We start from the raw sequence: 24,864 nt of genomic DNA on the forward strand, positions 1-24,864 counted from the left end.
GAAACCACCTACGTGCCCGGTGCCACTGTCAAGGTGACAAGGCTTGCTAGAGTGATTATACGTTTCATAATGTGCTCTTTACTTACATTAAACTTCGAGCTTATAAATACTCGAACAATAGAGAGCATTAATAAAGACCAGAAATTACTTCGGAACATTAAAAAATTTTATTAGTCATTATTTAATAGATATATTTGGCTATAAATATATCCAATACAAATTTTAGACTAAATCGATAGTTAGCTGATAGCTATTGCCTCTATCCTAACAAGTGTTTTCATTAGCCAGTTTAAAGTTAAGTTAAAATGGTTCCTCTATATATCAATAGTTGCAAGACACCAAACTCATAATAAAAATAAACGCCCCAACAGATCCTATACCCAAGTGACGTCAAGAGGTAGCATTCAGAGCGTGGTCACTGATTCAAGTTCAAGGGAAACAGCACAGAGTAATAGTTGGCTCTTCCAAGTTGCTTGACGATATTGTTTATTTAACAAAGAAAGTGCTTCAGTGACACGCTCCCAAACGGTAAATGCGCTACTATTGAGTAAACGCTGTAACAGACTCAATACTGATGGCATCATGTCGCCAATATTCGATATCACAGCTTATCTGCTCACCATGTTGATTGTAATTGATGCGTTCAATTACCATCGCAGGAGTGCCAGAGGTGGCGCGAAGTGCTTGAGCCATTTCCCCCATTAACGTACTCGTAGAAATCCGATAACGAGTGCTTTGATACACGACACTAAAGTGTTCACGGCAAATATCTGTTAACGAGCCAGTGAGTTCGAAATCCAATAGGTTTGGAAAAATATCTGGACGAACGTAATTCGTCACGTATACCACTGGTCGCTCATCCAGATAACGTACGCGATCAATACGATAGACATCAGAAAACGGTTGCAAGTCCAATAAGCGTGTCGCTTGCTTATTCGCTAACGTACTTTTCGCCGCGACTAATTGTGTTTTTGGTATGCGGTTTTGTGCCTTAGCCATAGCCTGAAAGTTGAGCGTTTGTGTTAGATCGTAACGCAATGGCTCTGGCGCGATAAACCAACCTCGGCGATCTTCACGATAGATCCGGCCTTCGACTTCCAGTAACGACAATGCTTCACGTAAAGTGACACGTGTAGTGTTGAAGGACTCGGCTAATTTTCGCTCCGCAGGTAACTTTTGTCGAGGGGAGAGCGTGCCCGCTTCTATCTGTTCAACAATTGAATCTTTAATTTTTACGTACTGCACGAGGAGTCCTTCTCTGTTGCGACAATATCATATGTCTCACTAGCGTTACCGTTTCTACACCCTTTTGACTGGTAATTTCAATCAATATCTACGTTAGAGTTCTGCCAAGCATACCTAACTAGAAGAATACTACCGCAGAAATCGCCATCTATGCATCACCAAATAGGTGCATGACAGCACCCCACTTCACACTGGGGCGTTTTTTGTTTTAGGGTACGGAAAACAGGCGACCATCTAAACTAGCGTATACACTTATTTTTACGAGATTAGAGCAAGTTGAGGTAGAGTTTGAAGATACGGTTAAACAGTGGATTACATAAGATTTATGTGGGGTTCTTCGCCTTTGTATTCTTGGTCACATCTGCGTTCGTTACTGCCCAAAATTTACCAAAAACTGATTTTTTGAAAAGTGAAATCACACGACTCAATAATGAATCTCCCAAAGACAAAACCAAGATCGCACAATACGAAACCCTTTTGAAAGAAATCAATGAATTTGCGACACAGCAGTCATTAACCAAAAACTATCAAAATGTTATCCATCAATTCCCAACGCAAGAAAAACAACTTCAAGAGCAAATCGCTCAAGCAAACTCATTAGACATATTTAACACAACGGAAACGACAAATTACAATGATCTCTCACAGTCAATTTCATCGCTTCAAGCCGCCATCAATCAATGGCAGATTACGTTGCGCTCCAATGCACAAAACCTAACACAACTTACCGAAGATCGAAAAACACTGCCCGTTTCGCTCGCCAAACTCAATCAAGAGATAGACAAAGCAACTTTTGCCAAAACAGATAAAGATACCATCATCAAATCTTCATCACATTCTCAAGTCGACCAATGGCTTACAGCGACACGTTTACAAGGATTGAAGTTAAAACAAGAAGCCACATCTATGGCTTTACAAAGCTTGGATGAACGCTTTGAATTACTTCAACTCGAACAGAAACTGCTCGAAAAAAAACTAGAATTAGCTTCACCCGTTTTAGAAAAGCTGCAAAATAATCTGACAAAATTGGAGCAAGCCTCGGTTAAAGTATTAATCGCTGAAGCAAAAGCAAGCGCAGAGAGGATCGTCGGTCCATCAAAAAAAATACAACAAGATATTGATCAATTACGTCAGCATGCAGACGAGCTGGAAAGTGTATTAGTTGATATCGATGACACTCGAGTGTCCACCCAACAATACCAATTGAAGCTACACAACTTATCCGAAGAGCAAAGCTTGGTGAGAGAAAACCTAGCTTGGTTAAAAAACAGCCCTGCCTTTGGCACCTCTCTTCGCGTTCAATTAGAAAGGCTCCCCAAAAAGGTGGAAGACAGGGTGATCCCTGATAAGATCGCACATGCTCATATTCGAAAATATGAACTCACCCAGTTATTAGACAAAGAAAGTAGTGTGCCTACACAAGAGAACGATGATACGTCTTTAAAACCGACAGAACGTATAAATAATCTTTCTAAACAAATACTTGAAAAGCTTATTGACGACTATGAGAAATTGATTATTGCACTAAGCAAACTGCAGGTAAGTATTAATCAATACGCATTAGAGGTTAAAAATGCGCGTAATTTCCTGAAAGAGCAACAACTCTGGGCACGAAGCAATCCACCTTTGTGGCAAAACATGGCTCATTTTGACCCTAAGGTGTGGTTTGGAACTTCACATCCTATTTCATCCATGTCGAAACGCTTAAATCATTCTTCATTACTGTTTGTAAGCATACTTATGCCTACTTACACCTTAATTCTGTTTTATCTCCGTCGTAAGTCCGATGCTTACTCCATAAGTTTGAGTGCTCAATATAAAAAAGTATACGGTCACCCTGTAAAGGACCGATTTCAAAACAGTGTCTCCCTATTACTATTGGTGATATGCCGTGCTTTCATTCTACCAATATGGTTTGCCTGTACTGCCATGATGTTATATTGGGTCTGGCCTTCTCCGAATTTTAACGACTCAAAAATACTAATCATGGCAAGCGCCTTTGCTCTGTTTGCCTTAGAGCTCATTCATGGGATGAGCGAAAAAAATGGGTTGTTAGAGGTTCATCTCAAGTGGCCAAGTCAGGTCTGTACTTTTCTTAATGTTAAGAGTAACCAACTCTGCATACCTATCACTGCCTTTTTACTCATCATCACTTTCGCCGAAGTTGTCGCAAACAATGAACAAGCCGAAGTTTCAAGGCTATTATTTTTAATTTTGATAACAATAATGACCTTCGTTTATTTTGGGTTACTTAAGTCTGATCGGATTTCGTTGGTACTTCCTGCTCCACTTCATCAAGGGGTGGGGTTCTTCTTACTGAAGGGCATTATTTTGGGTTCATTTATTGCCATCATCATATTGAGTGTGATGGGGCTTTCTGTTGCATCTCGGATGTTCCTGGTCTATCAACAGATGACCATTTTCTTGCTGCTAGGTGGGTTATTTATCTATCAGCTAGGAGAACGCTGGCTTAAACTTGAATATCGGCAACTAAATTATCAACGTTTACTCGCACGACGTGAAGAGTTAGTTGCACACCTGCAAGAACAAGAGGAAGAGTCCAAGGAAATAGCTCGGCTAAAAGAAAACTTACCAGACGTTGACGCTCAGGGCTTGGATAGCGAAGAAATAAATGAACAATCGACCACACTATTGAAAGGATTGTCTTTAATCGTTTTAGTCATCGCGCTGCTTACACTCTGGTCTAGTGCTTTAGAAATGACCCGTTGGCTCGATAAAGTTATCGTATGGCAAGTCAGCGAAGTGATCAGCGGCAGTTCAACATTGGTTGACGTGACACTTCAATCGCTCATTTTAGCCGTTATCACACTCATAGTGACCTTCGTTGCTATCCGCAACTTACCTGGTATTTTGGAATTGTTAGTGTTGCGAAAGTTAGAGCTTGGTCCTGGTACGGGATACGCGATAACGACCCTACTACGCTATTTAATTTTAATGGTTGGTGTCATGTTCGCGTTTTCTACTCTCGGTTTTCAATGGTCAAGATTGCAGTGGCTGGTCGCGGCCTTTGGTGTCGGCCTCGGTTTTGGCTTGCAAGAGATTTTCGCTAACTTTATTTCTGGTTTGATTTTATTATTTGAGCGTCCAATCCGCATTGGGGACATCGTAACTATTAATGATCTCTCCGGTACGGTTAGTAAAATCCAGACACGAGCAACGACCATTATTGATTGGGACAATAAAGAAATCGTCGTACCCAACAAAACGTTTATTACTGAAAAACTGATAAACTGGTCACTCAGTGATTCCATTACACGAATTGTGATACCGATTGGCGTGGCATACGGCTCCGACATCGAAAAAGTAGAGCAGCTGCTCTATGATGTCGCCAAAGAGCATTCTATTGTGCTTGACGACCCCGAACCTTCAGTATTTTTCTTATCCTTTGGAGCAAGCAGTTTGGACTTTGAATTACGTGTGTATATAAACTCAATTGATCATCGCTTGCCAACCTTGCATATCATTAACTCAAAAATTGACAAACTGTTTAAACAACATGGTATCGAAATTTCTTTCCCGCAGATGGATGTTCACGTACGTGACTGGCCAAGTAATGGAGATCGACCTCAAGCAAACCCTTAACCGGCAAAACTACACCATCCCCTTAAGCTTAGCCAAACCGTAAGCTGCGACGGTAACGCAATCCTTGATTTCAGCGTCGATCATCATCTGTTCGAACGTCGCTATAGAAAAAGCACGAGTGATGAGATCCTCTTCTTCTGCATCAAGGTGGTTACCGACTTCACACAAGTCACTGGCAACATAGACATGACAGGTCTGATTCAAAAATCCATACGCGATAAACTGAGGACCAACATACTCCATCGTCCCCGCTTGTAGCCCTGTCTCTTCGCGCAGCTCGCCTTTCGCTAATTCTAAATGGTTAGCATCTGGGTTTGACTCCCATGCACCTTGAGGAATTTCCCAGCAACGTTGACCAATGGTGTAACGATATTGCTGAACTAAGTGGATCTCCCCATAGTCGATTGCCAGAATCGCGACGCAGTCTGGTTTATCCACCACCCCATAAATCCCTTCGGCTCCGCTCGGGCGTAAAATTTTATCTTCTCGCACCGTCATCCACTTATTTTGATACACCACTTTACTATCGAGCTGTTTAATGTCTGCCATGATGATTCCTTCCCATAATGAAACTCCATTCTAACGCGGTTTGCGCCGGCATTTATAGACGGCCTACTGTCTTTCATTTGAGCACATGGCGCAAAATGGCAAGTTTTAGGTCAAATGAATTTCTATAGTTATTCCATCAGCGCAAGGCAAGACTTTGCAAACTTGTTCACTATTTGATTGAGGGTTCTTATGAGCGCAGCAGATAAAGTCTACGGTTTTAACACGCCACAACGTCTGTTTGTTGGTTATACCTTAGCGGTATTGGTAGACCTGACGGTACTGAACTTCTACGACGAATATTGGGATTTCGTGACCATTGATTCGTTTACGATTTCGTTTACAGCAGCACTATTACTTCAGTTGCTCCTGAAACTTTCAATTAAAGCAGAACACAAAATTGCAGAGTACTTTAAATCAAAACCTGGCACTGCCCCGAAGATCTATCGCGGACTTTCGACATACGTCATTTTAGTCGGGTCGAAATTCATCATGCTTGAAGCCATCAACCTGTTGTTTGGTGACAAAATCAACTTCAGTGGCCCATGGAATGGTGTGGTCGCCTTCTTTGCCGTCGTGTTCACCATCTTGATCTCTGAAGTCATTGTCGGCAAGATTTATTTCAAACTGGGTGAAAAAGAGCTGCAATCATAAGTAGACTAAGCTCCCCACTGACAGCGCTGATTATTCGGCGTTTTCCCTTGTCTTCTTTGCTTATCTTACATACCACAACCCAGTAACTTCCAATGGATATTTTAAAAGCTAAAATTATCTTCCTATGGATTAACTATACTTGCTTGGTGACATATCTAATGTAGGCAAGGAGGCCTTTCATGAATACTCAAGCGATCGTTCGACTGACAATGGTTGTCAGCCTGGTGTTTTGCACTTTGATAGGCTCAACAACACTTGCCAACACCAACCCCGCACTCCGTATCTCATTAGAAGAAAAGCAGATACTGACGGAAATTAGAAACAACGTATTTGGCGGAGCAAGGCTAGATGCGGCATTTCGACAAGCCACCATCTCCGGTCAGGAGCCCCCCATTTTTCCTTATGAGATAAACGATCGCGGGCTCATCATATGGGAGCTCGCCCCCTCCCAAATACACGCATTTTCAAGCAGTGTTGGCATCTTTCCACCCTACCAGATCACGAGCGTCAAACCAGTCGTCATTGATCGTTCTCCAGCGGATGCCACGCGCTTTGACACATTCCTCGAAGAAAAGGGATGGCAACGGTTAAGAGAGATTTTATTCCCGAAAAAATTCTATGTTATCGCGGATATCGGACTCACTACCCGTGCGGAGCAAGGTTATAAAGTCGACTTAAAAACGTTTGTTCAACTCTCAGGAAGTGACACCACGTATCTGTATCGATTTGCCAGCTATAAAGCGATGCCTGGAACTGACTTGTTGCAACTATCCAATCTAACACCAACGCAAATACAACTCACCTCATTGCCTCAACAATGGTCCGGCACACTGCTAACGAATGAGGGCAATTTACATTGGACGGTTCCGCTCAAGACAAAAAAAGCCGACAGAACAGAAATCAACAAACGCCTGCACTTTTCACAGTGGTATCTTGATGCAAGTGAAACAGTCTTGGGGCCAATGGGAAGCGTCTCCCGCTATTATTACGATGGCAGTTCGGTCAGTGCTAAGTTCGTCACAACCAAGCCAAGGTCTATCGACATCCACCATGACTTTCCATGGGGGCAGTTCGTTATAGGATCACCACAAGCATTTGTACTGGCGGAAACGAGCGAGTTCCTAGTTCAACCCGTCACTTCTCCTGCTCAAGTACTTGCTGGTGGTGTTAGTGCATGTGCGCTAGCGACACAATCGAGCAATAGTTCAGAGCTTTTCACCCACCTCATCGGTTGTGTTCTGGAAGGGCAAGATCCACAAGACGTATTTGCAACGCTGTTTGGTATCGCTCAATCTCAACCCGCTGTGCTTCCAGCCCACACCCTACCAACCTTATACTATGCTCTACTAGATATTTACCAAGGTCTGGGCATTCTTTATGGCATAGAAAAACCGAAGATGTTCTTCTCACTGCTGAACGCACCAAAGACGCTGTTTATCAACTTTGAAATTGCCACTCATCGTGTCCGTGCATTTGAAAAAGCCTTTATACCCCCCTCATTTAAGCTCGCCAAAATGCGTTTTTATCCAGAGCAACATAAAGCCGTTTACGCCGTATCGTTGAATATTTATCAATCGGTGGGACAAAACCTCAATGGCTATCGAGCAGAATGGTCGACCTATGTCATCAACCCAGAAGAATCCGACCCTAAACCTAGGTTCAGCGTCTTAGAGGCACAAACCAACATCGGCGGGTTTGATCCGATCATCGCTTTGGAACGTTACCTACCCGGTATGGACTTTTCTAACCCGGCTACTTTAGCGCAATTAATCGAGCCGCCATCCGATCAGTTCACCTATACCGAGAACATTAACGATGGGATTCAAGTTAGATTAAGAGACAGTACAGAGGGAATAGTGCTAGACGTTGATATTCAGTATCCACCAGCTTCTCAAATGCTCAAGACCAATCCAACCACAGAATGGATGGAAGCCAATGATTTTATTTATTGGGGGAAAGTAGCGGACATCCTGAAATACGATCAACAGGTTATGTTTGCTGACTTACTGGTGTTCCCCGTCAAATCGACCGATCTAATTTCAGATTCCACTTTCTCTGAATATGTTAAACCCGATCCTTTGCCGATTATTATTTGGAACGGCGGGCAAGATGTCGCACTTGAGCCATGGGGGAACCTCGAAGCCGTGATTGTTGATGAATAATGTGATAGTTGATGAATAAAACAAAAACACCATCGTGCATTCGATGGTGTTTTCAATCCGGTCCCTAAAGCCTTTTTAGCATGTTAAGACGAACTTTGCATGCTAGGTAGCCAAGGTCACCTAGGTAATCTACGATATCTACGCAACAAGGATACTTTTTAGCTCATCTAATGAAGCAACCGTATAGTTTGGTGCTATTTGGCCATCAACACTTGCACCGGTAGTATTCAACCAACAAGTTTCAATGCCAAAATTATGACCACCAAGAATATCGGAATGCAGGTTGTCCCCCACCATCAGTACTCGAGTTTTACATGGGTAGCCCATTTGCCCCATCGCGTATTCAAAGATACCTAAATCCGGTTTCGCGATGCCAACTTGCTCAGAGATCACCACATGATCAAAGTAGTTCGCCATTCCTGTACGCTCTAGTCGAATCGCTTGCAGTTCGGTAAACCCGTTGGTGATGATCCCCATCTTCGCTTTACCATGCAGCGCTTCCATCAGCTCTTTTGCGCCTGGCAACAACGTACAGATGTCTGCCATCGCCTCTAGAAAGGCACTGTTCAATTCTGCCGTCGTCGTACTCAGCTTTTCAGCCCACTCGGTGAAACGCTTATGCTTCAACTCTTCTGCCGTCACTTTACCATCTTGATAATCGACCCATAGTGGTTTATTGACCGTTTGGTAGTGCACGAAGTCTTGCTCAGTAAAATCTACGCCTTTGCGAGAAAACATCAGCTGCAAACCTTTGAAGGCATCAAAGTGAAACAAGGTTTCATCAGCATCAAACAAGATCCAGTCGTATTTCATTTTCTTCTTTCCAATATCAAGGTCATTTCTGGCGAGTAGTTTAGATGGTCTTATTCTCAATGAAAATCTCTTATTCGAGACTCTTTTCCTCACTCTCGCTCGAAATACGCAAAATGGCTGATTCAAAAAGCAATCTCATTCTAAGTTCGTTAACTGCTGCCCCAAACGAGTCAGACGATCGCCGCAAACGTTTATTATTGGAATTGATAATTTAGAATACGCCGCCCTTAATTGATGGGGGGACTTAAACGCAGATACTGAATTTGGCAATGCAACAGACGCTCGATTCAACGGTGTATTAGAGCTAATGAGTGATTCTTTAGTTAATCAAACTGTTGATCACGTCGGCCAACAGAACACACCAGAATCAGCAGGGGCAACGCACGAAGACAACAGCAAAGGTCACCCTTAACCCAGAAACACGCACTGCAACGTTTGGCTCACGAGTGGATTACGCGGTGCCATCTGCTGACCTTGATGTGGTAGATACAGGCGTATATTGGCAAGCAAAAGGCGAAGAGGGTCGTTTGTTATTTAATGACTCTCGAGTTGGGGATCGTGGTACAGATAAAGAAGTGTCTTCTGACCACCGCTTTGTATGGGCGACAGTAAAAATTGACTAGTCTTTACTCATCGACATACATCTTTGCACGCTAAAAACAAACAGGCCACGAGTTTTTAGAATGAAACCGTGGCTTTTGTGTTTTACCATTCAGGGAGACGTTAAGACTTATCTGCACCACATTTAGCACATTCTTGATACGTTCTCTCACCTTCGCTAATGACGACATAGTGATTGACACACTTCTCACACAAAACCAATGTTGGATAAGCTAATTTTGCTTTCTTGGCGTTGATATCACCCTCAACTACGTAGAACTTTCTCATTTTTGTCATCACTGATTAGAAATTTATAAGGCATTATATTTCCAATCTACGCATGTTCTACATAATTTTGCGCGCTATTCAGGTGCAGCATTTAACGAGTTCTCTTGATCCAGACGACGAATCAACTTGGCAGGCGTGCCGCCGTAAAGGCAGTCTGGTGGGACATCACTGTTTACCACTGAGTTAGCTGCAATGACTGAGCGAGCACCAATGGTCACGCCTTGGTTGATCACCGAGTTGCCACCAATCCAGACACTATCTTCGATTGTGATCGGCTTACAAAACGTTTCCCACTTGAGTCGACTGTGGTAATCCAGAGAGTGCGAAGCGGTATAAAACTGAACACTAGGGCCGATAAGAACGTGGCTACCGATGGTGATTTTGGCTCCATCAAGCATCACCACGTTCATGTTGATAAAAGTCTGCTCGCCGATCTCAATGGTTTTACCAAATTCACAATGAAATGGTGGTTGAATATAGCTATTTCCCACCTTGCCTAGTAGCTCTGCTTGTAAGGTAATACGCTCTTCGGCATCGGTGCTGCTATTCAACTTGAGTAACGTTTTGGTTGCATTCGTACGAATCGCATCAATCTCTTCGTCTCCACCATCAAAGACTTGCCCAGACATCATTTTTTCTAATTCGGTCACTGGATTATTCCTACAACTTTTGACGTTAATAGAGTAATGCAAAATATTGATAAAAAAGAGAAAAGCTCGCGCTTTTCTCTTTCCTATTTTGTGATTTTGCAAAGGGGTTTATACAATTTCCCAACTATGAGTCATCTCTACGCCTTTACCGAGCATCAAACACACTGAGCAGTATTTCTCTAGTGAATCTGCCGCTACTTTAGCTACGATTTCGGAGTCTAGGTCTTCCCCTGAAACTTCAAAGTGGATATTCACTTGTGTAAAAATTCGCGGTGCTGTTTCACGGCGCTCCGTTGTAAGCTTTGCGTTAACAGAAGTAACTTTTTGACCCGCCGTTTTCAAACCATCAACAACGTCTACAGAACTGCAACCACCAGCAGCCATTAATACCATTTCCATTGGGCTTGGTGCCGTTGCGCCGCCGTTGCCATCCATCACCACTGAATGACCAGATTGAGACTGACCAAGGAACTTAAAGCCTTCTACCCATTTAACTTCTGCTTGCATGGTTTCCCTCATATTGCTATCCAACTCACCGACTCTACTTTCGCTCGATGAGTGCTTGTTTCGTGCCGTTACTGTAACTTTCTGGTCAAAAAGGGCAAAGGAATTTTCAACAACACTGCAATTTTTTCACGCCTTATCCTGTCTTGTTACGTAATACTGATAACGAAACTAACGTTTGAGGCTGCTATGAAGAAAGTATCTAAGTTGCTGTGGGCATTCGCTTTGGTTACTCCTGTCCTGCTTATTCTACTCAGCAAAGTGGGGACTGCCGACACCATGGGTAAAGCCAACGCATCGAGCACTACCGACATTGCGACATTAGCGGGTGGTTGCTTTTGGTGTACTGAATCGGATTTAGAACAATTGCCGGGAGTATTGGACGTTGTGTCTGGTTATTCAGGTGGTGATTTAGCAAACCCGACCTATCGCCAAGTCTCTTCGGGAAAGTCTGGCCATATTGAAGTCATCGAAGTGAAGTTTAACCCTAACGTAGTGAGTTACGAGCAAGTGCTAGATTATTTCTTCCGTCATATCGATCCTACGGACGACAAAGGCTCATTTGTCGATCGTGGTTCTCAATATCGCCCTGCAATTTTCTACCATAATGCAGAGCAAAAGCAGATTGCCGAGCAATTTATGATGGAAATCAATAAAGCAATGATCTATCCAAAGCCACTCAAAACAGAACTGATCGCGTTTGAAAAATTTTACCCCGCAGAAACGTATCATCAAGATTACTACAAAAAGAGTAGCTTGAAATATAAGTACTATCGCTACGCATCTGGCCGAGACAAATACTTAGATAAAGTTTTTGGTGACGATCGCCAAGAGAATCCCAAAACACTACGTCAGCTTATTGAAGAACAGGAATTACAAACCAAAGTAAAGGTTTACACTAAACCCTCCGACAAAGAGATTAAGGCAAAACTGACCGAGCTACAGTACTACGTCACCCAAGAAGAGGGAACAGAGCGTCCTTTTGACAACAAGTACTGGGACAACAAGGCAGCCGGAATATACGTTGATATTGTGTCTGGTGAGCCACTTTTCTCATCTACCGACAAGTACAAATCAGGCACTGGCTGGCCAAGCTTTACTCGACCAATTAACCCAGCTTACATCGCCGAGAAGACCGACTTTAAATTGGTCTACCCTCGCACCGAGATCCGCAGTAAATTTGGTGATTCTCACATTGGGCACGTATTTAAAGACGGTCCAAAACCAACCGGGTTACGTTACTGCATGAACTCCGCTGCGATGGAGTTTATCCCTGTCAACAAGATGGCGAGCCTAGGTTACGGCGATTACCTGTATTTATTCGATAAATAGCCTCATGCTACAGGTAGCCACTCCTAACAAGTAGCACTACTCAACAAATAGCTACACTCGACTAAAATCAAGCGGTATCAAGCAAGGTGAAACCAAGAGGAGTGAACAATCAGAGCGATGAAAGGTTTTAAGTCCAATCTGCCGATAAAGGTTTGTCTTGTGTGTAAACGCCCATTTTCTTGGCGAAAGAAGTGGGCGCGAAATTGGGAAGAGATCATTTATTGTTCTGAGCGTTGTCGAAGAAGTAAAAACAAAGAAGTAAAAACAAAGAAGTAAAAACAAAGAAAATGTAGGGCACTCGCCCATCGTCTCTTTCTGATTCTAACTTTTAAAGGCCCTGATCTTTTACCAAGGTAATAACGTGCCATCATAAGCCCAAAATGCCCCGCTATCTTGAGGGGTTGAGTTTTCTATCAAGCTCAATAAATCATTTGCCACACGTTCTGGTGTAAACAACTGACCCTCAGGCACATTCGCTTGAAATGGGGCTGATAAGGCGGTATCCGTCGTACCTGGATGAAGTGAAAGCACCGTGCCATGTTTGACCATTCGATGCCATTCTATCGACATGGTTTTAAGGAACATGTTTAACGCCGCTTTTGATGCGCGGTAGCTGTACCAACCGCCTAGTTGATTATCTCCTATGCTGCCGACTTTGGCCGATATGGTGGCAAATTTGGGCGCGGTACTGCGTTTTAGCTTGGGTGTAAAGTATTTCGCTAACAGCAAACTCGGCAGAGTATTCACAGCAATGGTGAGATGGAAAAAATCCGCATCGAGCGCGTTAAGGTTCTTCTCTGGGCCTTTATCTTGAGTGTGCAACATACCCACGCAGTTCACTAACCAATCAACTTGTTCAATTTGCTCACTGAGCGCTTTGACTTGGGCATCTTGCGTCACATCCACTTGATACCAGATAACATGAGGATGCGACCAACTGGGCTTTTGATTGCGGTACGTTGCGTGCAACCGAGCATGAGGAAAACGAGCCGCTGCTTGTTGCACCATCGCCAAACCAATTCCACCATTACCACCGACGATGAGTATTTCCATCACAAGTTCTCCGCGTTTTCTATGTAGTGTTCTGCGGTATCCAGTATCGCTTGACGTTGCTGCTCTTCCATATTGTCCCAAGAGCGATAAATCATCCTAATTCGTGGGTGGGTTGCTAAACGTTTATCGTGTTTGTTCATAAAGCGCCAATATAAGCTATTGAATGGACAGGAGCCTTCACCGCTACGTGCTTTGTTGTCATAATGGCAGCCCTTGCAGTAATCGCTCATTTTGTTGATGTAAGAACCACTCGCCGCATAGGGTTTTGTGCCAACAATGCCACCATCAGCAAATAGCGCCATCCCTCGCGTATTCGGCATTTCTACCCATTCAATGGCATCGACATAGATGCCGAGGTACCACTCATCCACTTGATCGGGGTCGACTTCCGTTAGCAAACAAAAATTACCCGTGACCATCAAACGTTGGATGTGGTGCGCATAGGCATAATCTAGCGACTGCCCAATTGCGTTTCGCATGCACGCCATTTTCGTTTCGCCATTCCAGAAGAAGTTGGGCAGCTTTCTTTCTGCTCCCAATTCGTTCTTTTTCTGGTAAGCAGGCATGTTTGCCCAGTAAACGCCGCGAATGTATTCCCGCCAGCCTAGTATCTGTCGTACAAAACCCTCAACTTGAGAGATATCAATATCAGCGTTGGAATGAAATGCCTTGAGTGACGCATCAATCACTTCTTTGGGGTGCAGCAGCTTGCTATTAAGCGAGAAAGAAATCCGACTGTGATACAAGCTCCACTTAGCATCATGCTTCCCCGTCATCGCGTCTTGAAAGCGACCAAACAGTGGTAAACAGACTTTGCAAAAATGAGCGAGTAAGGACAAGCTTTGCGCGCGATTGATCGGCCAGATCAAATCCCCCCCAAGGTTGCCTATTGTTTTGATGTTATGTCGCGCTAACCGATCAGTAATCACACTCACATCAGTACTAAACATCAAGGGATGTGGCAGTTGTTCAATGTCTTTGGCTTTGAGCTTGTTTCGGTTATTAGCGTCGTAATTCCATTTCCCTCCTAACGGTTTGCCATCTTGCATCAAGATATTAAAACGCTTACGCATGCGGCGGTAAAAGTGCTCCATCATGATGTGCTTACCTTGCGGAAACTGTGATTCAATCTCTTCAAAAGGTAATAAAAAGTGTTCAGTATCAACGCATCGCGTCACAACCCCTTCAAGCTTGAGTCTCGTTAACTGTTCCAAAAGTCGGTATTCATCTGGGCGTTGATATTCAAACTTGATTGCACCAACGTCACTCACATAATGCTGTAAGAGTTGCTCTAGAGCATCGAAAGGCTGGGTGTCATCTAAAGAAAGATACAAGACCTGATGACCCTCGCTTTGGCGCTCTTTTGCAAACAGTTCCATTGCAGAGATGAACGCACACACTTTTTGAATATGGTGCGTCACGTAGGTATTCTCTTGCTTAAGCTCTGCAATCAGGTAGAGGATGCTTTCGTCAGGTTGTTTAAACCAAGAATGCTCACTGTTGAGTTGATCGCCCAAAACCAATCGTACGGCTTCAAATTGCATTACGGCTTCTCCTAGGACGAGGTTTTTTCTTGGCTTTCCATCACGATAGGCCAATCGACCATGTCCACGCTGTCCAACTGGGCGCCAGCACAACGGCCTTGCCATCGGTCAATAAATTCCATATATGGGTCATACATCTGCGTCTGTTTTTCGAGGTTGAATTGTCGTGACCCTCGCGGATCGGCTCCGACTCCAGCCAGGTATTGCCAATTTCCCCAGTTCGATGCCACATCGTAGTCGATCAGTTGTGATTCAAAATATGCTGCGCCATAGCGCCAATCAAGGCCAAGTTCGTGCACCAAACAACTTGCAACCAATTGCCTGCCACGATTCGACATGTAGCCCGTTTCATTGAGTTGGTGCATACAAGCGTTTACGATAGGGAAAGGCGTTTCACCTTTCTTCCATTGCAAAAAGCGATGCGCATAAAATGTGGTAAGCGGCGGCTGGTTTCGAATACCAGCAAATTGAAAAAGTTGCTTTCCGTATCTGCGAGCATACCAATAGAAATACTCACGCCAAAGAAGTTCGAAATAAATCCAATAGGTAGAGTCATTCGCTCCATTGAGACATTCATAGTGCTTCAGCATTGCGAAAATGGTCCTCGGTGAAATACAGCCATGTGCTAGCCAAGGAGAGAATTTCGTTGAGTTGTCTATACCATCAAGACTGTTACGAGTGTCTTTATATTGACTCGCCAATGACGAAAAAAAGTATCGTTCACAATGTATCAGCCCAGCCCGCTCACCACCTTTTAGCCACGCTGATTTGCTTTCCTCATCCGAGCTTAATAAGACAAGCCAATCTAATTCAGGAGGTGGTGGGGGAAGCGATTTAACCATTTCATCGGGTAACTTGACCTTTTGCTTCTCGGTCTTTTTTCGAAACTGAGTAAAGGTCTTGGGCAATGCATCGAGAGTAAAGGGGAGCTGCACAATGTTGAACAAACTACGATTATGATGTTGAACGACACAAATGTGCGGACATTGAGTTCTGATGGTTTGGATCACACTTTGCTCATCAGAAGAAGGAACTGCATCTACATAAAGGTGCGTTACACCTGACTGCTTAATGGCGTGGATGATCGCCACTCGCGGCTCCCATACCGTTGTAAATAATCGCTGCCCAAACCCAATAAGAGATTTATCTAAATCATGTAATGATTGCTCTAAAAATTGTCGTTTTACCCGACCAAACTCACGCTCTTGCGCAAAGTGTGCCAAAAAAGGCGTAATTTTAGGCAAACAATACAGACAAATGAGCTTTTCTACTTCTGAGGATGCATGTTGCAGCAATCGATTATCATGAACTCTCAAATCATTTGTAAACCAGTACAGACCCACCTTAATGCTCACAAGACACTCCTTGCTTTACATGAAACCATATTCCAACTTTTCTTACGAATCTCACTGAGTCACGATCAGAAAAAGCTGTCGAGATGGTATTAGTGCCTACCGCTTTGGCGGGGAAGAATTTGCGTTGATTGTACCAAACAAGTCGTTTCGCATTGGTCTCAAGTACGCAGACAGACTGCGGCGAATGATTGAAAAATTGCGCGTCACCGATAAACGCTCTGGCACACAGGTACAAAGCATCACTGCGTCATTTGGCGTGGCAGAGTACCAAATCGTTGATACGCTAGAATCGCTGATTAATAAAGCTGATAAACAATTCTATGAAGCCAAACAGCTAAGCCGGAACCGTGTCATGCCCGTCTAAACGGCTTTTTCAAAACACAAACCCCCAAGCTTGTGCTTGGGGGTTTGTTATTCTGACTCTTGAATGTAAATTAATCCATTCTGTAACAGTAACTTAAAAAGTAATCTTCACCATTTTTAGCCGTATATTCTTTATCTTCACTGCACGCCATTGGTTTGCCTTTCTTATCGCCTTTAATAAGACTAATCCAGTGACGCATCGCCGTTGTTGCATTGCCCGTTAGCTCTGGGCTGAATGTCGTACGTGTTTCGAGTTGGATGTCATTGATATCCATTAGCTCAATACATCCCGTGCCTTTATGACAACCAAACAGCACTTCAACATGACTGCCTGACTCGTCTTTAAACAAAATGGATTTTGGGTCTTCTTTTTCACCCGTATAAGCCACAAAGTGTTTTGGGCTTTTCAGGCCACTATGGGTTCCATCTTTAAAGAAAACCAGCACATGTCGGTAATCAATCACATAGCTTGAAACATCTTGGTGTGACCCTTTTTCCAACGGAAACATACGGTCGAGTAGTTGCTTCGCTTTCACCTGTTTCTCACTCTGCTGCTCAGCACTTACCGCTTCGACGGCAAATACAGCTTCAGCGATAAACGGACGTTGTTGTTGGGTTTCTTTTTTATCGAAGTTCAGCATATTCATCGTCATATCCTCGTACTTAACACACTAGTTAGAGTAAAAACTTAAAACTGACGTTTAAGTTTCAGGCAAATTTGTGAAGTGGAGAGTAAATTTCTTTGCCTGCTTATTATGAAGACTAGCGAATTATTGACTACAATTTCACAACAAAAATTTTACAGTGTGAATTTTACAAAATGTCTGTGCCAAAAAGCCTGATTCGCCAGTCCCATTTTTTAGGTACGAAAATTCGCAACCTAAGAAAAAACAACCATTTAACGTTGGAGGATTTGTCTGCGCGCTGTGTAAGAATTAATCCGGAGTACGCACCATCCGTTTCGTACCTTTCGATGATAGAACGAGGAAAACGGGTTCCTAGCATCGATATGCTAGAGGTGATTGCCGAAGTTTTTCAAAAAGAGCCCGCTTGGTTTTTGGACGATAAGCCGGAGCTAGAAGCGATCACCCCCAACAAAGGCAATCGAGGTGGCATCAATGGTATGGCATTAGAGCCAAGCTTCTTGTTCTCTAACGATATTCTGCAAATTGCCATTCCTGAGATGCTTTCCCAAACTGGCATCACAGGGAGGCAATTTGCCCATTTGTTAATTCGTGCTCACCAAGAAAACCACCAAAACCATTTCCCAGACTTAGAGCGTGCAGCAGAAGAGGTCGGATTGAAGCGCTTAAATTTATCAGTAGAAGATCTGATTGATATCGCTAAAAGTATGGGATTTAACATTCGTTGGGTAGACCGAGCACCGCAAGACGTCATTGATGAACTAGGCGTCAGCGCCAAGCAACTGGTGACCTCATTTATGGAAGCGCCAGGCACCATCTATCTCAACAAACTCATGCGTGACTACCCTACCAGGTTGAAATACGACCTTGCGGTTTATATTGGCCATCGAGTACTACACAGTAGTGATGGGATGAACAACGTATTGTCCATCGGCCAACAGAACAACTGGGATCAACCAGACGGCTCGGCATCAGGTTCTAGTCTTAACTCTCAAGACATTCTGCAAGCATGGCTTGACTTTGAGTCTAGTTTCTTCGCGGGGGCATTATTGTGTCCGAAAGTACCTTATCGCCAGTTACTTGACCGCTCAGGTTACGAAATCTCGGTACATAAAAAAGCGGGAGTTTCTCCCTCTGTCGCAATGCGACGTATGACTGTTGTATCCCCATACCCTCACTGGCACTATTTTGATGCTTATGGCCCGGGTAAATTAAAAGCGGTCTATCGCGGTAACGGTATTCCACTACCGTGGGGCAACATGCGCACGGTTAACGATCCTTGTCAGCACTGGGCGGTATTTAGACGGTTATCACAACCTCTAGATACCAGCTCTGCCCAAATTTCAATTTTAAACGTGGGGAATGAACCAAGGATATACTGTTGTGAGTCGGTCAATATTGTTGACCCTGCTGGTAACAATCGTGTGTTGTGTGCGGGTATCGATCTTAATCCCGCTATCTCGGCTCAAGGAGGGGATGCGTTATCCATCGCAGAAGAACTCAAATCACTGTGTGTCACATCAGGGGGAAGTAGCGTAATTCCACCGCATATCAAAAAAGATCTCACCACCATCGCCAAAATCCTCAACATCAATTGGATTGAACGAGGAATTCAAACACAGGCAAGGTTAATTTGTTCTAGAGGCGCGGTGTGCCCAAGACAGCCAAGCTGTTATAGCAAATGTCATGAATCTGAAAACTCAGAGGGTGGTATTCAATCGATTGAACTGTAAAAAGAAAAAACGCCAACCACAATAAAGGTGATTGGCGATATATATCTGTGAACAATCTGTATTCACTAACAACGTCAGTTGGCTAGATGACCCTCGGCTTAATAAGGGTCAGTTAAGTAATTGCATTATACGTGCCAACTTTAAACTTGCGACACACCGTTCTTTTTCATGCACACTGTCGCTTTCTTAAGCAACAAGTTGCAATATGCAATTGCAAAATGCAATCGAGTATAAATATGCCACCAATGGCATTATTACTTATGCTTTTCTCAGCAAAATGATTTCCCCATTACTTATCCCTTCCCGCGACACGACGCTTTTGCCTGTACATCCAGTCATCAGCAATCTTCATCATCATTTCAGGGGACTCAATCTCAGAATCAAACACGGCATAACCCAAACTGGCTCTAAAGTAAATCTGTTGGCCGTCATATTTTACGGGTGTAGAGCACAGCGCCTTTCTGAGTTTATTTAAGAGTGCTCGAATATTTTCTTCCGTTTCGGGGTTGTGCACTAATACCAAAAATTCATCGCCTCCTACGCGCGCGACAATATCGGAACGACGTAGAGTACGCTTCACGCGCTGAGCACAAGCGATCAATACCTTGTCGCCAGCATCATGACCGAAAGTGTCATTGATATGTTTAAACTTATCCAGATCAATATTAATCAATGCAAAACTGTAGCGCTTCTTGTATCGCTGAGCGATTTCAAACTGCTGTTTATAAGATTGCATGAAATAGCGACGGTTAGGCAATTTAGTAAGCTCGTCGTGTAAGGCACGGCTATCTGCAATGCTATACAAGCGGTAGATGACGATCATCGCACAAATTAAGACCAATAAGATCGAATAACCAACTATTCGAGCCAAATTAAAAATATACCAAGGCACTTGGTTATCTGATTCACCATTAGAGTGTACTGCCATGAGCCACCCTCCGTTAGGAAAGTGAACCCTCTCTCTTCCATACACTTGTTTTGATTCATTGTGATCGCCAAAGAACACATCACCATACTGACCAAGGTTATCGTAACCTCTAATGGTTAAAGGGTATAAATACGAGAAATTCAGCACGCCAATATCTTGAAATAGCGCTTTTAAATCGATCGTAGCCCTGATGGACCCCCAGTAGTTCTTATTAATGGGAGGATCAAAAAATACTGGCACCTGCACAGTAAGGATCAGGTCGCCTTCTTTTAGGCTCACCGGGCCGGCGACAACAATGTCTTCAATCTCTCTGGCTTTTTCTTCCAGAATACGAGAATGCTCAGCAACAGCGCTCTCGTTGCCTTGTCTCGGATATGCTCGACGTAAAACCTCATTTTCTGCAATACCAATACTGATGATGTGTCGGCTTTTATCTAGAATGTGATTCACAATCCTATTCAGTTCATGATAATCATGCGTGGGCAGCAAAGTAATGGTCGCCGCAAGCGTACTGACCTTATAGATGTCAGCCATTAAAGAGGCTTCTAAGCTCGCTCCTAGAAGCGACAGTTGCTCTTTAGTTTTGACTTGCGTACGCTCTTGGCGCAGCTTGTTCTGGCTTTGATGCAACAGCTCTATCGTCGCAACACAGACCAAAATAAAAGTGGCAAAGAAAAGTACAAAATAGTGCTGCTTTTTGGGTGAATAAGACATGCGCCCCCCCCATAATTTGACACACAAAAGTGATAAGTATTCACCACAATTAAATAACTTACCTATAGTAATCATAACCAAAACCACTAATGGTGCGGGGAATTATTCCGCAATTTTATGACCAAAACAGGATGACCAATATGGATAAACAAGGTGATTTATTTGAAAGCTCATTTTGGCAAGATGTCAGTCATGGCAGAATCTACTACCAACCTGATTTTCTGAGCGAAATAGAAGCGGAGCACTATTTTTCTCGTTTGAGATCGACACTACCGTGGCATCAAGAACACATTATGATATTTGGTCGTTCGGTGCGTCAGCCACGTCTACAAGCTTGGTATGGTGATACTGCTTATACATACTCCGGCCTAACCATGCCCCCCTCCCCATTAACTCCAGATCTAAATGAGCTCAAAGTGCGCAGTGAAGCCGTTGCTCAAACCACATTCAACTCAGTGTTGGCCAATTTATATCGCAATGGACAAGATTCCATGGGGTGGCATCAAGACAATGAACCGGAGCTAGGAGCAAATCCCGTCATTGCCTCGCTAAGCTTGGGCGAAACCCGCCGTTTTGTGCTCAGAAATTTACATTGTAAAACTCAAATTGAATACGAACTTTCCCCCGGTTCTCTACTGATCATGGCCGGTGAGCTACAGCATCACTGGAAACATGCCGTGCCCAAAACAGCGAAACTTAAAGGTGAACGAATCAACCTTACTTTTAGGCACATAGTAACGTAACCCGTTGTTATGAGTTAAAACCGGCCACAAAGCAATAGGCCATATTGCTTACGTATTGATGAGATAAGAAAAAAAACGCCATATAGACGGGTTTTGTTCAAATATTTATTTGGCCATCACTTACAGCGAAATAAAGATACCGGCTAAGCAAGCATTCATTAAGTTTGCGAGTGTGCCCGCAGCTACCGCTTTTAGCCCCATGTTTGCCACATCTTTACGACGTTCAGGGGCAATCACACCGATAAAACCTAGCTGAATCGCAATCGAACCAATGTTCGCAAAACCACACAGCGTAAAAATAATAATTACTTGGGTATGTTGAGATAGCATCGCTTTGTGCTGTACACAGTCAATGAATGCTACGAACTCGTTCATTATCACCTTCTGACCAATGTATGAACCCGCCGCTAAAACTTCGTGACTAGGGACACCAATCAACCCCGCCAGAGGCGTAAATAGATAACCGAAAATCGCTTGTAGCGTAATGTCCGCAAAACCGAACATTTCACCAAGGTTTTCCAGTTGATTGAAGAACGACTCTCTTACAGCAGGAACGCACAACCTAATAGTGCAACAATACCAAATAGACTAAATAGAACACTCATGAATCGGACCTACTGAACATTGAAAAAGAAAGAAACGCCAAAGGAATTGGCACAAGAAAGGAACAACGTATCGAGTGGCAGCGCACTCGCAGATCCAAATTGGTGATAGAACGGATAGTTCGAGATCTTATTTTTTACCTTATACAAGCAATTGAACGTAGCTGGTCCGATCCGTGGGGTCATTCACTGCGGTCGAGATTAACACTCTGCCTGATCCATGTGGCGGCTTGTATGGGTAAGGGGCTTGAACAGCTATACCCTATTTCCCGCTTAAACGGGACGCAAGTATAGTCAACAAAAAGAGAGTTTCATTATGTTTATTACGCAAACGTTCAAGCATTCAAGAATCAAGCAAAGATGCCATTCAAGGCCCATACTTGTATAAAAAGCAGGGCTTTAAGGTAAAACTGAGCCATGAACACCATTAAATTGAGTAATAAATACGCAATCAAACATCAAACACGAGAAATACGTAATTTTATTCTCGCCAATTGATGGATTTTGGATATACAATCTAACTCGCTTCTTTCGGAAGCCTCTGCTTACGCAGAGTATCATGATGCCGAGATGGTGAAATTGGTAGACACGCTAGCATGAGGTGCTAGTGCCTTAGGTGTGAGGGTTCGAGTCCCTCTCTCGGCACCATTATCTTTCCTAAGAGAAACCTAGAGTGTAATGCAAAGTTCTAAGCAGGCAAAACCATCCGCAGATGCTAACCAATTACTTAGCGAACTAGCGGTGCACGCCCTATTACACCTACACTTCAAAATCCACGCATCCTCGCGAAATCTTCCCCAAAAAGAGCGTAATGATCTGCTACAGAAGTGGCTTAAACCTAAGCTAAAAAGCAATCGCTACAAGCTGATTAAAAAGCCGTTAAAGTCATTAACTCAACAAGCAAAAGGGGAAAATGGTAACCTTGAAGTCTTGCTTGAGCGTTGTGTTGGTGCCGATAAACCGCGTAATCCGCAACCTCATCTCGACAGTTATTTACTTTTAATTAACGAAATCGAGAAAAAGTTAGGCACGACCGTATTGCTCTCTCGTCCTGAAGATGTCGACTTATCTCATGATCAACATGGTTGCTTATTGTGTGTGCTATCCGATAACTTAAACCAGCACTTCGACGACAATAATGCCCTAATTGCACCAATTTCGATGCTTTTCCGCGGACCTATGAGCCAACGCTCTTTGTTCCTAGGCAGTATTTATGCAAGCAACACCTTCAATTACGAAGTGCTGTACCAAGATGAACAGTTTGTGCGGATCACGCTAAAGTTAGCATGATCACTAGAAGCCATGTTTTCGAATCTAAAAAGGCCGCGAATTTCGCGGCCTTTTTCCTATCCAATGCCATTCTAATCGATAACACGGAATCGAGCAGTAAAGTGGCGCAATACCGGAGGCTCGTAGTCAAACGTTAAACCTTTTAACTCATGCGCTCGGTTCTTAAGTTCGATGATCGCATCAGCGATGTAATCCATGTGGTCATTGGTATAAACACGACGAGGAATGGTCAAACGCATTAGCTCCAGCTCGGACGCTTTTTGCTCGCCCGTCTCTGGATCACGCCCTAGCAATAGTGAACCAATCTCTACCGCTCGGATTCCCGCTTCTAGGTATAAAGCATTACATAACACTTGTGCCGGGAATTGCTCTGCGGGAATATGTGGCAAGATTTTCGCTGCATCCACGAATACGGCGTGACCACCGGTTGGGTATTGAATAGGAATTCCGCCTTCACGTAGACGCTCACCCAAGTACTGTACCTGACTAATTCGGTAATGAAGAAAATCTTCATCAGCCCCTTCATACAAACCACGAGCTAGCGCTTCCATATCACGGCCAGCCATACCGCCATATGTTACAAAACCTTCCATAGGAACACATCGAGTCTGTACGGCCTGAAACAACTCTTGGTGGTCGCGAATACAGCACATACCACCAATGTTCACCATTGGGTCTTTCTTGGCCGACATCGTTAACATGTCACCGTACTGGTACATCTCGCGGATGATTTCTAGGATCGACTTATCCTCATATCCCGCTTCACGCTGCTTGATAAAGTACGCATTCTCACAGTAACGAGCCGAATCAATCACCACAGGAATGTCGTATTGGGTGGCAATTTCGTACACGCTGCGCATGTTTTCCATCGACACTGGCTGACCACCGGAGCTATTACACGTAATCGTCGTAATGATGGCACAGATGTTAGTTGAACCATGTTCTTCAATGGTTTCCACTAGCTTACCAAGGTTGAAATTGCCCTTCCAATCATAGGGGGTCGTAGTATCAAATGCTTCTTCCGTCACCACGTTGATCGCCTTACCACCATTAAGCTCAATATGGCCTGCTGTCGTATCGAAATGGTAGTTAGAGATGAATACCGGTGTTGTACCGCCCCTGACTTGACGCATTCGCTCAATCAAAGCAGGGAACAAAATTTGCTCCGCACCACGACCTTGGTGTGCAGGCACAGTGAGCTTGTAACCAAAGAAATGCTCTACCGCATCACACAAGTTGTAGTAATTGCGACTGCCAGCATAGGATTCATCCCCCATCATGATTCCTGCCCACTGATTATCACTCATAGCACCTGTACCAGAGTCGGTCAGTAGGTCGATATACACATCATCACTGCGAAGCAGAAAGGGGTTAAAACCCGCCTGTTTAAGGGCAATTTCTCGGTCAGCCAAGGTCGTCATTTTGATAGGCTCAACCATTTTGATACGGAACGGTTCTGGGATACGTTTCATTGTTAATTTCCTTATACATATGACCC

At 43.7% G+C, this 24,864-nt stretch carries 20 protein-coding genes, 1 tRNA gene and 3 pseudogenes; 11 read left to right on the plus strand and 13 right to left on the minus strand.

What is annotated here, in order from left to right; genetic code table 11:
• Window positions 1-540: 540 nt before the first annotated feature.
• Window positions 541-1,245, minus strand: a complete 705-nt coding sequence (phnR, locus tag AK965_RS03410) for a phosphonate utilization transcriptional regulator PhnR (protein ID WP_099078282.1) — start codon at window positions 1,243-1,245, stop codon at window positions 541-543.
• 327 nt (window positions 1,246-1,572) lie between these two features.
• On the opposite strand from phnR, the gene AK965_RS03415 reads away from it, so the two are divergent.
• Entirely contained in the window at window positions 1,573-4,848 is a 3,276-nt protein-coding gene (locus AK965_RS03415) for a mechanosensitive ion channel domain-containing protein (protein ID WP_253252655.1), read from the plus strand.
• A gap of 9 nt (window positions 4,849-4,857) precedes the next feature.
• Here the strand turns inward: AK965_RS03415 and AK965_RS03420 are convergent, their stop codons facing one another.
• Entirely contained in the window at window positions 4,858-5,397 is a 540-nt protein-coding gene (locus AK965_RS03420; RefSeq protein WP_099078283.1) for an NUDIX hydrolase, read from the minus strand.
• A gap of 189 nt (window positions 5,398-5,586) precedes the next feature.
• Here AK965_RS03420 and AK965_RS03425 point away from each other — a divergent pair, with 189 nt between their 5' ends.
• Together AK965_RS03425 and AK965_RS03430 are read left to right on the plus strand one after the other, a co-directional pair.
• Window positions 5,587-6,048 (plus strand): hypothetical protein, encoded by a 462-nt coding sequence (locus AK965_RS03425; protein ID WP_099078284.1) that lies wholly within the window; start codon window positions 5,587-5,589, stop codon window positions 6,046-6,048.
• A 179-nt stretch (window positions 6,049-6,227) separates the two neighbouring features.
• The gene (locus AK965_RS03430) at window positions 6,228-8,210 is read left to right on the plus strand and encodes a hypothetical protein (protein ID WP_099078285.1); all 1,983 of its coding nucleotides are present in this window, start codon (window positions 6,228-6,230) and stop codon (window positions 8,208-8,210) included.
• Between the two features lie 138 nt (window positions 8,211-8,348).
• Here AK965_RS03430 and yjjG read toward each other — a convergent pair whose 3' ends face one another.
• On the minus strand, window positions 8,349-9,023 hold the full coding sequence (gene yjjG, locus AK965_RS03435) for a pyrimidine 5'-nucleotidase (protein ID WP_099078286.1): 675 nt from the start codon (window positions 9,021-9,023) through the stop codon (window positions 8,349-8,351).
• A 425-nt stretch (window positions 9,024-9,448) separates the two neighbouring features.
• Here yjjG and AK965_RS20400 point away from each other — a divergent pair.
• Window positions 9,449-9,646, plus strand: a pseudogene (locus AK965_RS20400) (endonuclease/exonuclease/phosphatase family protein); the annotation flags it as partial.
• Between the two features lie 100 nt (window positions 9,647-9,746).
• Here AK965_RS20400 and AK965_RS20405 read toward each other — a convergent pair.
• From AK965_RS20405 to AK965_RS03455, 3 genes are all read right to left on the minus strand, one after another.
• Complete coding sequence (locus AK965_RS20405; protein ID WP_099078354.1) at window positions 9,747-9,911, minus strand: hypothetical protein; 165 nt, start codon at window positions 9,909-9,911, stop codon at window positions 9,747-9,749.
• Window positions 9,912-9,985: 74 nt separating this feature from the next.
• Window positions 9,986-10,561, minus strand: a complete 576-nt coding sequence (locus AK965_RS03450; RefSeq protein WP_099078288.1) for a sugar O-acetyltransferase — start codon at window positions 10,559-10,561, stop codon at window positions 9,986-9,988.
• A gap of 108 nt (window positions 10,562-10,669) precedes the next feature.
• On the minus strand, window positions 10,670-11,068 hold the full coding sequence (locus AK965_RS03455; RefSeq protein ID WP_099078289.1) for an OsmC family protein: 399 nt from the start codon (window positions 11,066-11,068) through the stop codon (window positions 10,670-10,672).
• 186 nt (window positions 11,069-11,254) lie between these two features.
• On the opposite strand from AK965_RS03455, the gene msrB reads away from it, so the two are divergent.
• Both msrB and AK965_RS03465 read left to right on the plus strand, forming a co-directional pair.
• The gene (gene msrB, locus AK965_RS03460) at window positions 11,255-12,397 is read left to right on the plus strand and encodes a peptide-methionine (R)-S-oxide reductase MsrB (protein ID WP_099078290.1); all 1,143 of its coding nucleotides are present in this window, start codon (window positions 11,255-11,257) and stop codon (window positions 12,395-12,397) included.
• A 117-nt stretch (window positions 12,398-12,514) separates the two neighbouring features.
• Window positions 12,515-12,673, plus strand: coding sequence for a DUF2256 domain-containing protein (locus tag AK965_RS03465; protein WP_099078291.1), 159 nt, complete (start codon window positions 12,515-12,517; stop codon window positions 12,671-12,673).
• A gap of 69 nt (window positions 12,674-12,742) precedes the next feature.
• Here the strand turns inward: AK965_RS03465 and AK965_RS03470 are convergent, their stop codons facing one another.
• The 3 genes from AK965_RS03470 to AK965_RS03480 are packed head-to-tail and all read right to left on the minus strand — an operon-like array spanning window position 12,743 to window position 16,349.
• Window positions 12,743-13,450 carry an SDR family oxidoreductase gene (locus AK965_RS03470; protein ID WP_099078292.1) on the minus strand — a complete coding sequence of 236 codons (708 nt, stop codon included), beginning with the start codon at window positions 13,448-13,450 and terminating at the stop codon, window positions 12,743-12,745.
• Window positions 13,450-14,994, minus strand: coding sequence for a cryptochrome/photolyase family protein (locus AK965_RS03475; protein ID WP_099078293.1), 1,545 nt, complete (start codon window positions 14,992-14,994; stop codon window positions 13,450-13,452). Before AK965_RS03475 ends, AK965_RS03470 begins: the two co-directional genes overlap by 1 nt.
• A gap of 11 nt (window positions 14,995-15,005) precedes the next feature.
• Window positions 15,006-16,349 (minus strand): DASH family cryptochrome, encoded by a 1,344-nt coding sequence (locus AK965_RS03480; protein WP_099078294.1) that lies wholly within the window; start codon window positions 16,347-16,349, stop codon window positions 15,006-15,008.
• A gap of 67 nt (window positions 16,350-16,416) precedes the next feature.
• Between AK965_RS03480 and AK965_RS03485 the strand changes: the two are divergent.
• Window positions 16,417-16,713 (plus strand): annotated as a pseudogene (locus AK965_RS03485) (GGDEF domain-containing protein); the annotation flags it as partial.
• Window positions 16,714-16,783: 70 nt separating this feature from the next.
• Here the strand turns inward: AK965_RS03485 and AK965_RS03490 are convergent.
• On the minus strand, window positions 16,784-17,359 hold the full coding sequence (locus tag AK965_RS03490) for a hypothetical protein (protein ID WP_172438053.1): 576 nt from the start codon (window positions 17,357-17,359) through the stop codon (window positions 16,784-16,786).
• Between the two features lie 173 nt (window positions 17,360-17,532).
• On the opposite strand from AK965_RS03490, the gene AK965_RS03495 reads away from it, so the two are divergent.
• Complete coding sequence (locus AK965_RS03495; protein ID WP_099078296.1) at window positions 17,533-19,089, plus strand: DUF3612 domain-containing protein; 1,557 nt, start codon at window positions 17,533-17,535, stop codon at window positions 19,087-19,089.
• Window positions 19,090-19,378: 289 nt separating this feature from the next.
• Here the strand turns inward: AK965_RS03495 and AK965_RS03500 are convergent, their stop codons facing one another.
• A complete protein-coding gene (locus AK965_RS03500; protein ID WP_099078297.1) occupies window positions 19,379-20,731 on the minus strand; it encodes a diguanylate cyclase in 1,353 nt (450 codons plus the stop codon).
• A gap of 140 nt (window positions 20,732-20,871) precedes the next feature.
• Between AK965_RS03500 and AK965_RS03505 the strand changes: the two genes are divergently transcribed.
• Entirely contained in the window at window positions 20,872-21,474 is a 603-nt protein-coding gene (locus tag AK965_RS03505) for an alpha-ketoglutarate-dependent dioxygenase AlkB (protein WP_099078298.1), read from the plus strand.
• 120 nt (window positions 21,475-21,594) lie between these two features.
• Here AK965_RS03505 and AK965_RS03510 read toward each other — a convergent pair.
• Window positions 21,595-21,996 (minus strand): annotated as a pseudogene (locus tag AK965_RS03510) (nucleoside transporter C-terminal domain-containing protein); the annotation flags it as partial.
• Window positions 21,997-22,640: 644 nt separating this feature from the next.
• Here AK965_RS03510 and AK965_RS03520 point away from each other — a divergent pair.
• Window positions 22,641-22,724: transfer RNA gene (locus AK965_RS03520), tRNA-Leu, on the plus strand.
• A 30-nt stretch (window positions 22,725-22,754) separates the two neighbouring features.
• On the plus strand, window positions 22,755-23,366 hold the full coding sequence (locus tag AK965_RS03525) for a DUF2913 family protein (RefSeq protein WP_099078299.1): 612 nt from the start codon (window positions 22,755-22,757) through the stop codon (window positions 23,364-23,366).
• Window positions 23,367-23,437: 71 nt separating this feature from the next.
• On the opposite strand, the gene AK965_RS03530 is transcribed toward AK965_RS03525, so the two are convergent.
• Window positions 23,438-24,838, minus strand: coding sequence for a tryptophanase (locus AK965_RS03530; RefSeq protein ID WP_099078300.1), 1,401 nt, complete (start codon window positions 24,836-24,838; stop codon window positions 23,438-23,440).
• Between the last annotated feature and the right edge of the window lie 26 nt (window positions 24,839-24,864).

Source organism: Vibrio sp. PID17_43, from assembly GCF_002608565.1.
In the GTDB taxonomy this organism is placed as follows: Bacteria; Pseudomonadota; Gammaproteobacteria; order Enterobacterales; family Vibrionaceae; genus Vibrio.

Bases quoted from the DNA above. Each gene is read 5' to 3' on its own strand.
- AK965_RS03420 (WP_099078283.1), bottom strand. From the start codon at position 5,397: ATGGCAGACATTAAACAGCTCGATAGTAAAGTGGTGTATCAAAATAAG.
- AK965_RS03425 (WP_099078284.1), top strand. From the start codon at position 5,587: ATGAGCGCAGCAGATAAAGTCTACGGTTTTAACACGCCACAACGTCTG.
- AK965_RS03430 (WP_099078285.1), top strand. From the start codon at position 6,228: ATGAATACTCAAGCGATCGTTCGACTGACAATGGTTGTCAGCCTGGTG.
- yjjG (WP_099078286.1), bottom strand. From the start codon at position 9,023: ATGAAATACGACTGGATCTTGTTTGATGCTGATGAAACCTTGTTTCAC.
- AK965_RS20405 (WP_099078354.1), bottom strand. From the start codon at position 9,911: ATGAGAAAGTTCTACGTAGTTGAGGGTGATATCAACGCCAAGAAAGCA.
- AK965_RS03455 (WP_099078289.1), bottom strand. From the start codon at position 11,068: ATGCAAGCAGAAGTTAAATGGGTAGAAGGCTTTAAGTTCCTTGGTCAG.
- msrB (WP_099078290.1), top strand. From the start codon at position 11,255: ATGAAGAAAGTATCTAAGTTGCTGTGGGCATTCGCTTTGGTTACTCCT.
- AK965_RS03465 (WP_099078291.1), top strand. From the start codon at position 12,515: ATGAAAGGTTTTAAGTCCAATCTGCCGATAAAGGTTTGTCTTGTGTGT.
- AK965_RS03470 (WP_099078292.1), bottom strand. From the start codon at position 13,450: ATGGAAATACTCATCGTCGGTGGTAATGGTGGAATTGGTTTGGCGATG.
- AK965_RS03475 (WP_099078293.1), bottom strand. From the start codon at position 14,994: ATGCAATTTGAAGCCGTACGATTGGTTTTGGGCGATCAACTCAACAGT.
- AK965_RS03490 (WP_172438053.1), bottom strand. From the start codon at position 17,359: ATGAATATGCTGAACTTCGATAAAAAAGAAACCCAACAACAACGTCCG.
- AK965_RS03495 (WP_099078296.1), top strand. From the start codon at position 17,533: ATGTCTGTGCCAAAAAGCCTGATTCGCCAGTCCCATTTTTTAGGTACG.
- AK965_RS03500 (WP_099078297.1), bottom strand. From the start codon at position 20,731: ATGTCTTATTCACCCAAAAAGCAGCACTATTTTGTACTTTTCTTTGCC.
- AK965_RS03505 (WP_099078298.1), top strand. From the start codon at position 20,872: ATGGATAAACAAGGTGATTTATTTGAAAGCTCATTTTGGCAAGATGTC.
- AK965_RS03525 (WP_099078299.1), top strand. From the start codon at position 22,755: ATGCAAAGTTCTAAGCAGGCAAAACCATCCGCAGATGCTAACCAATTA.
- AK965_RS03530 (WP_099078300.1), bottom strand. From the start codon at position 24,838: ATGAAACGTATCCCAGAACCGTTCCGTATCAAAATGGTTGAGCCTATC.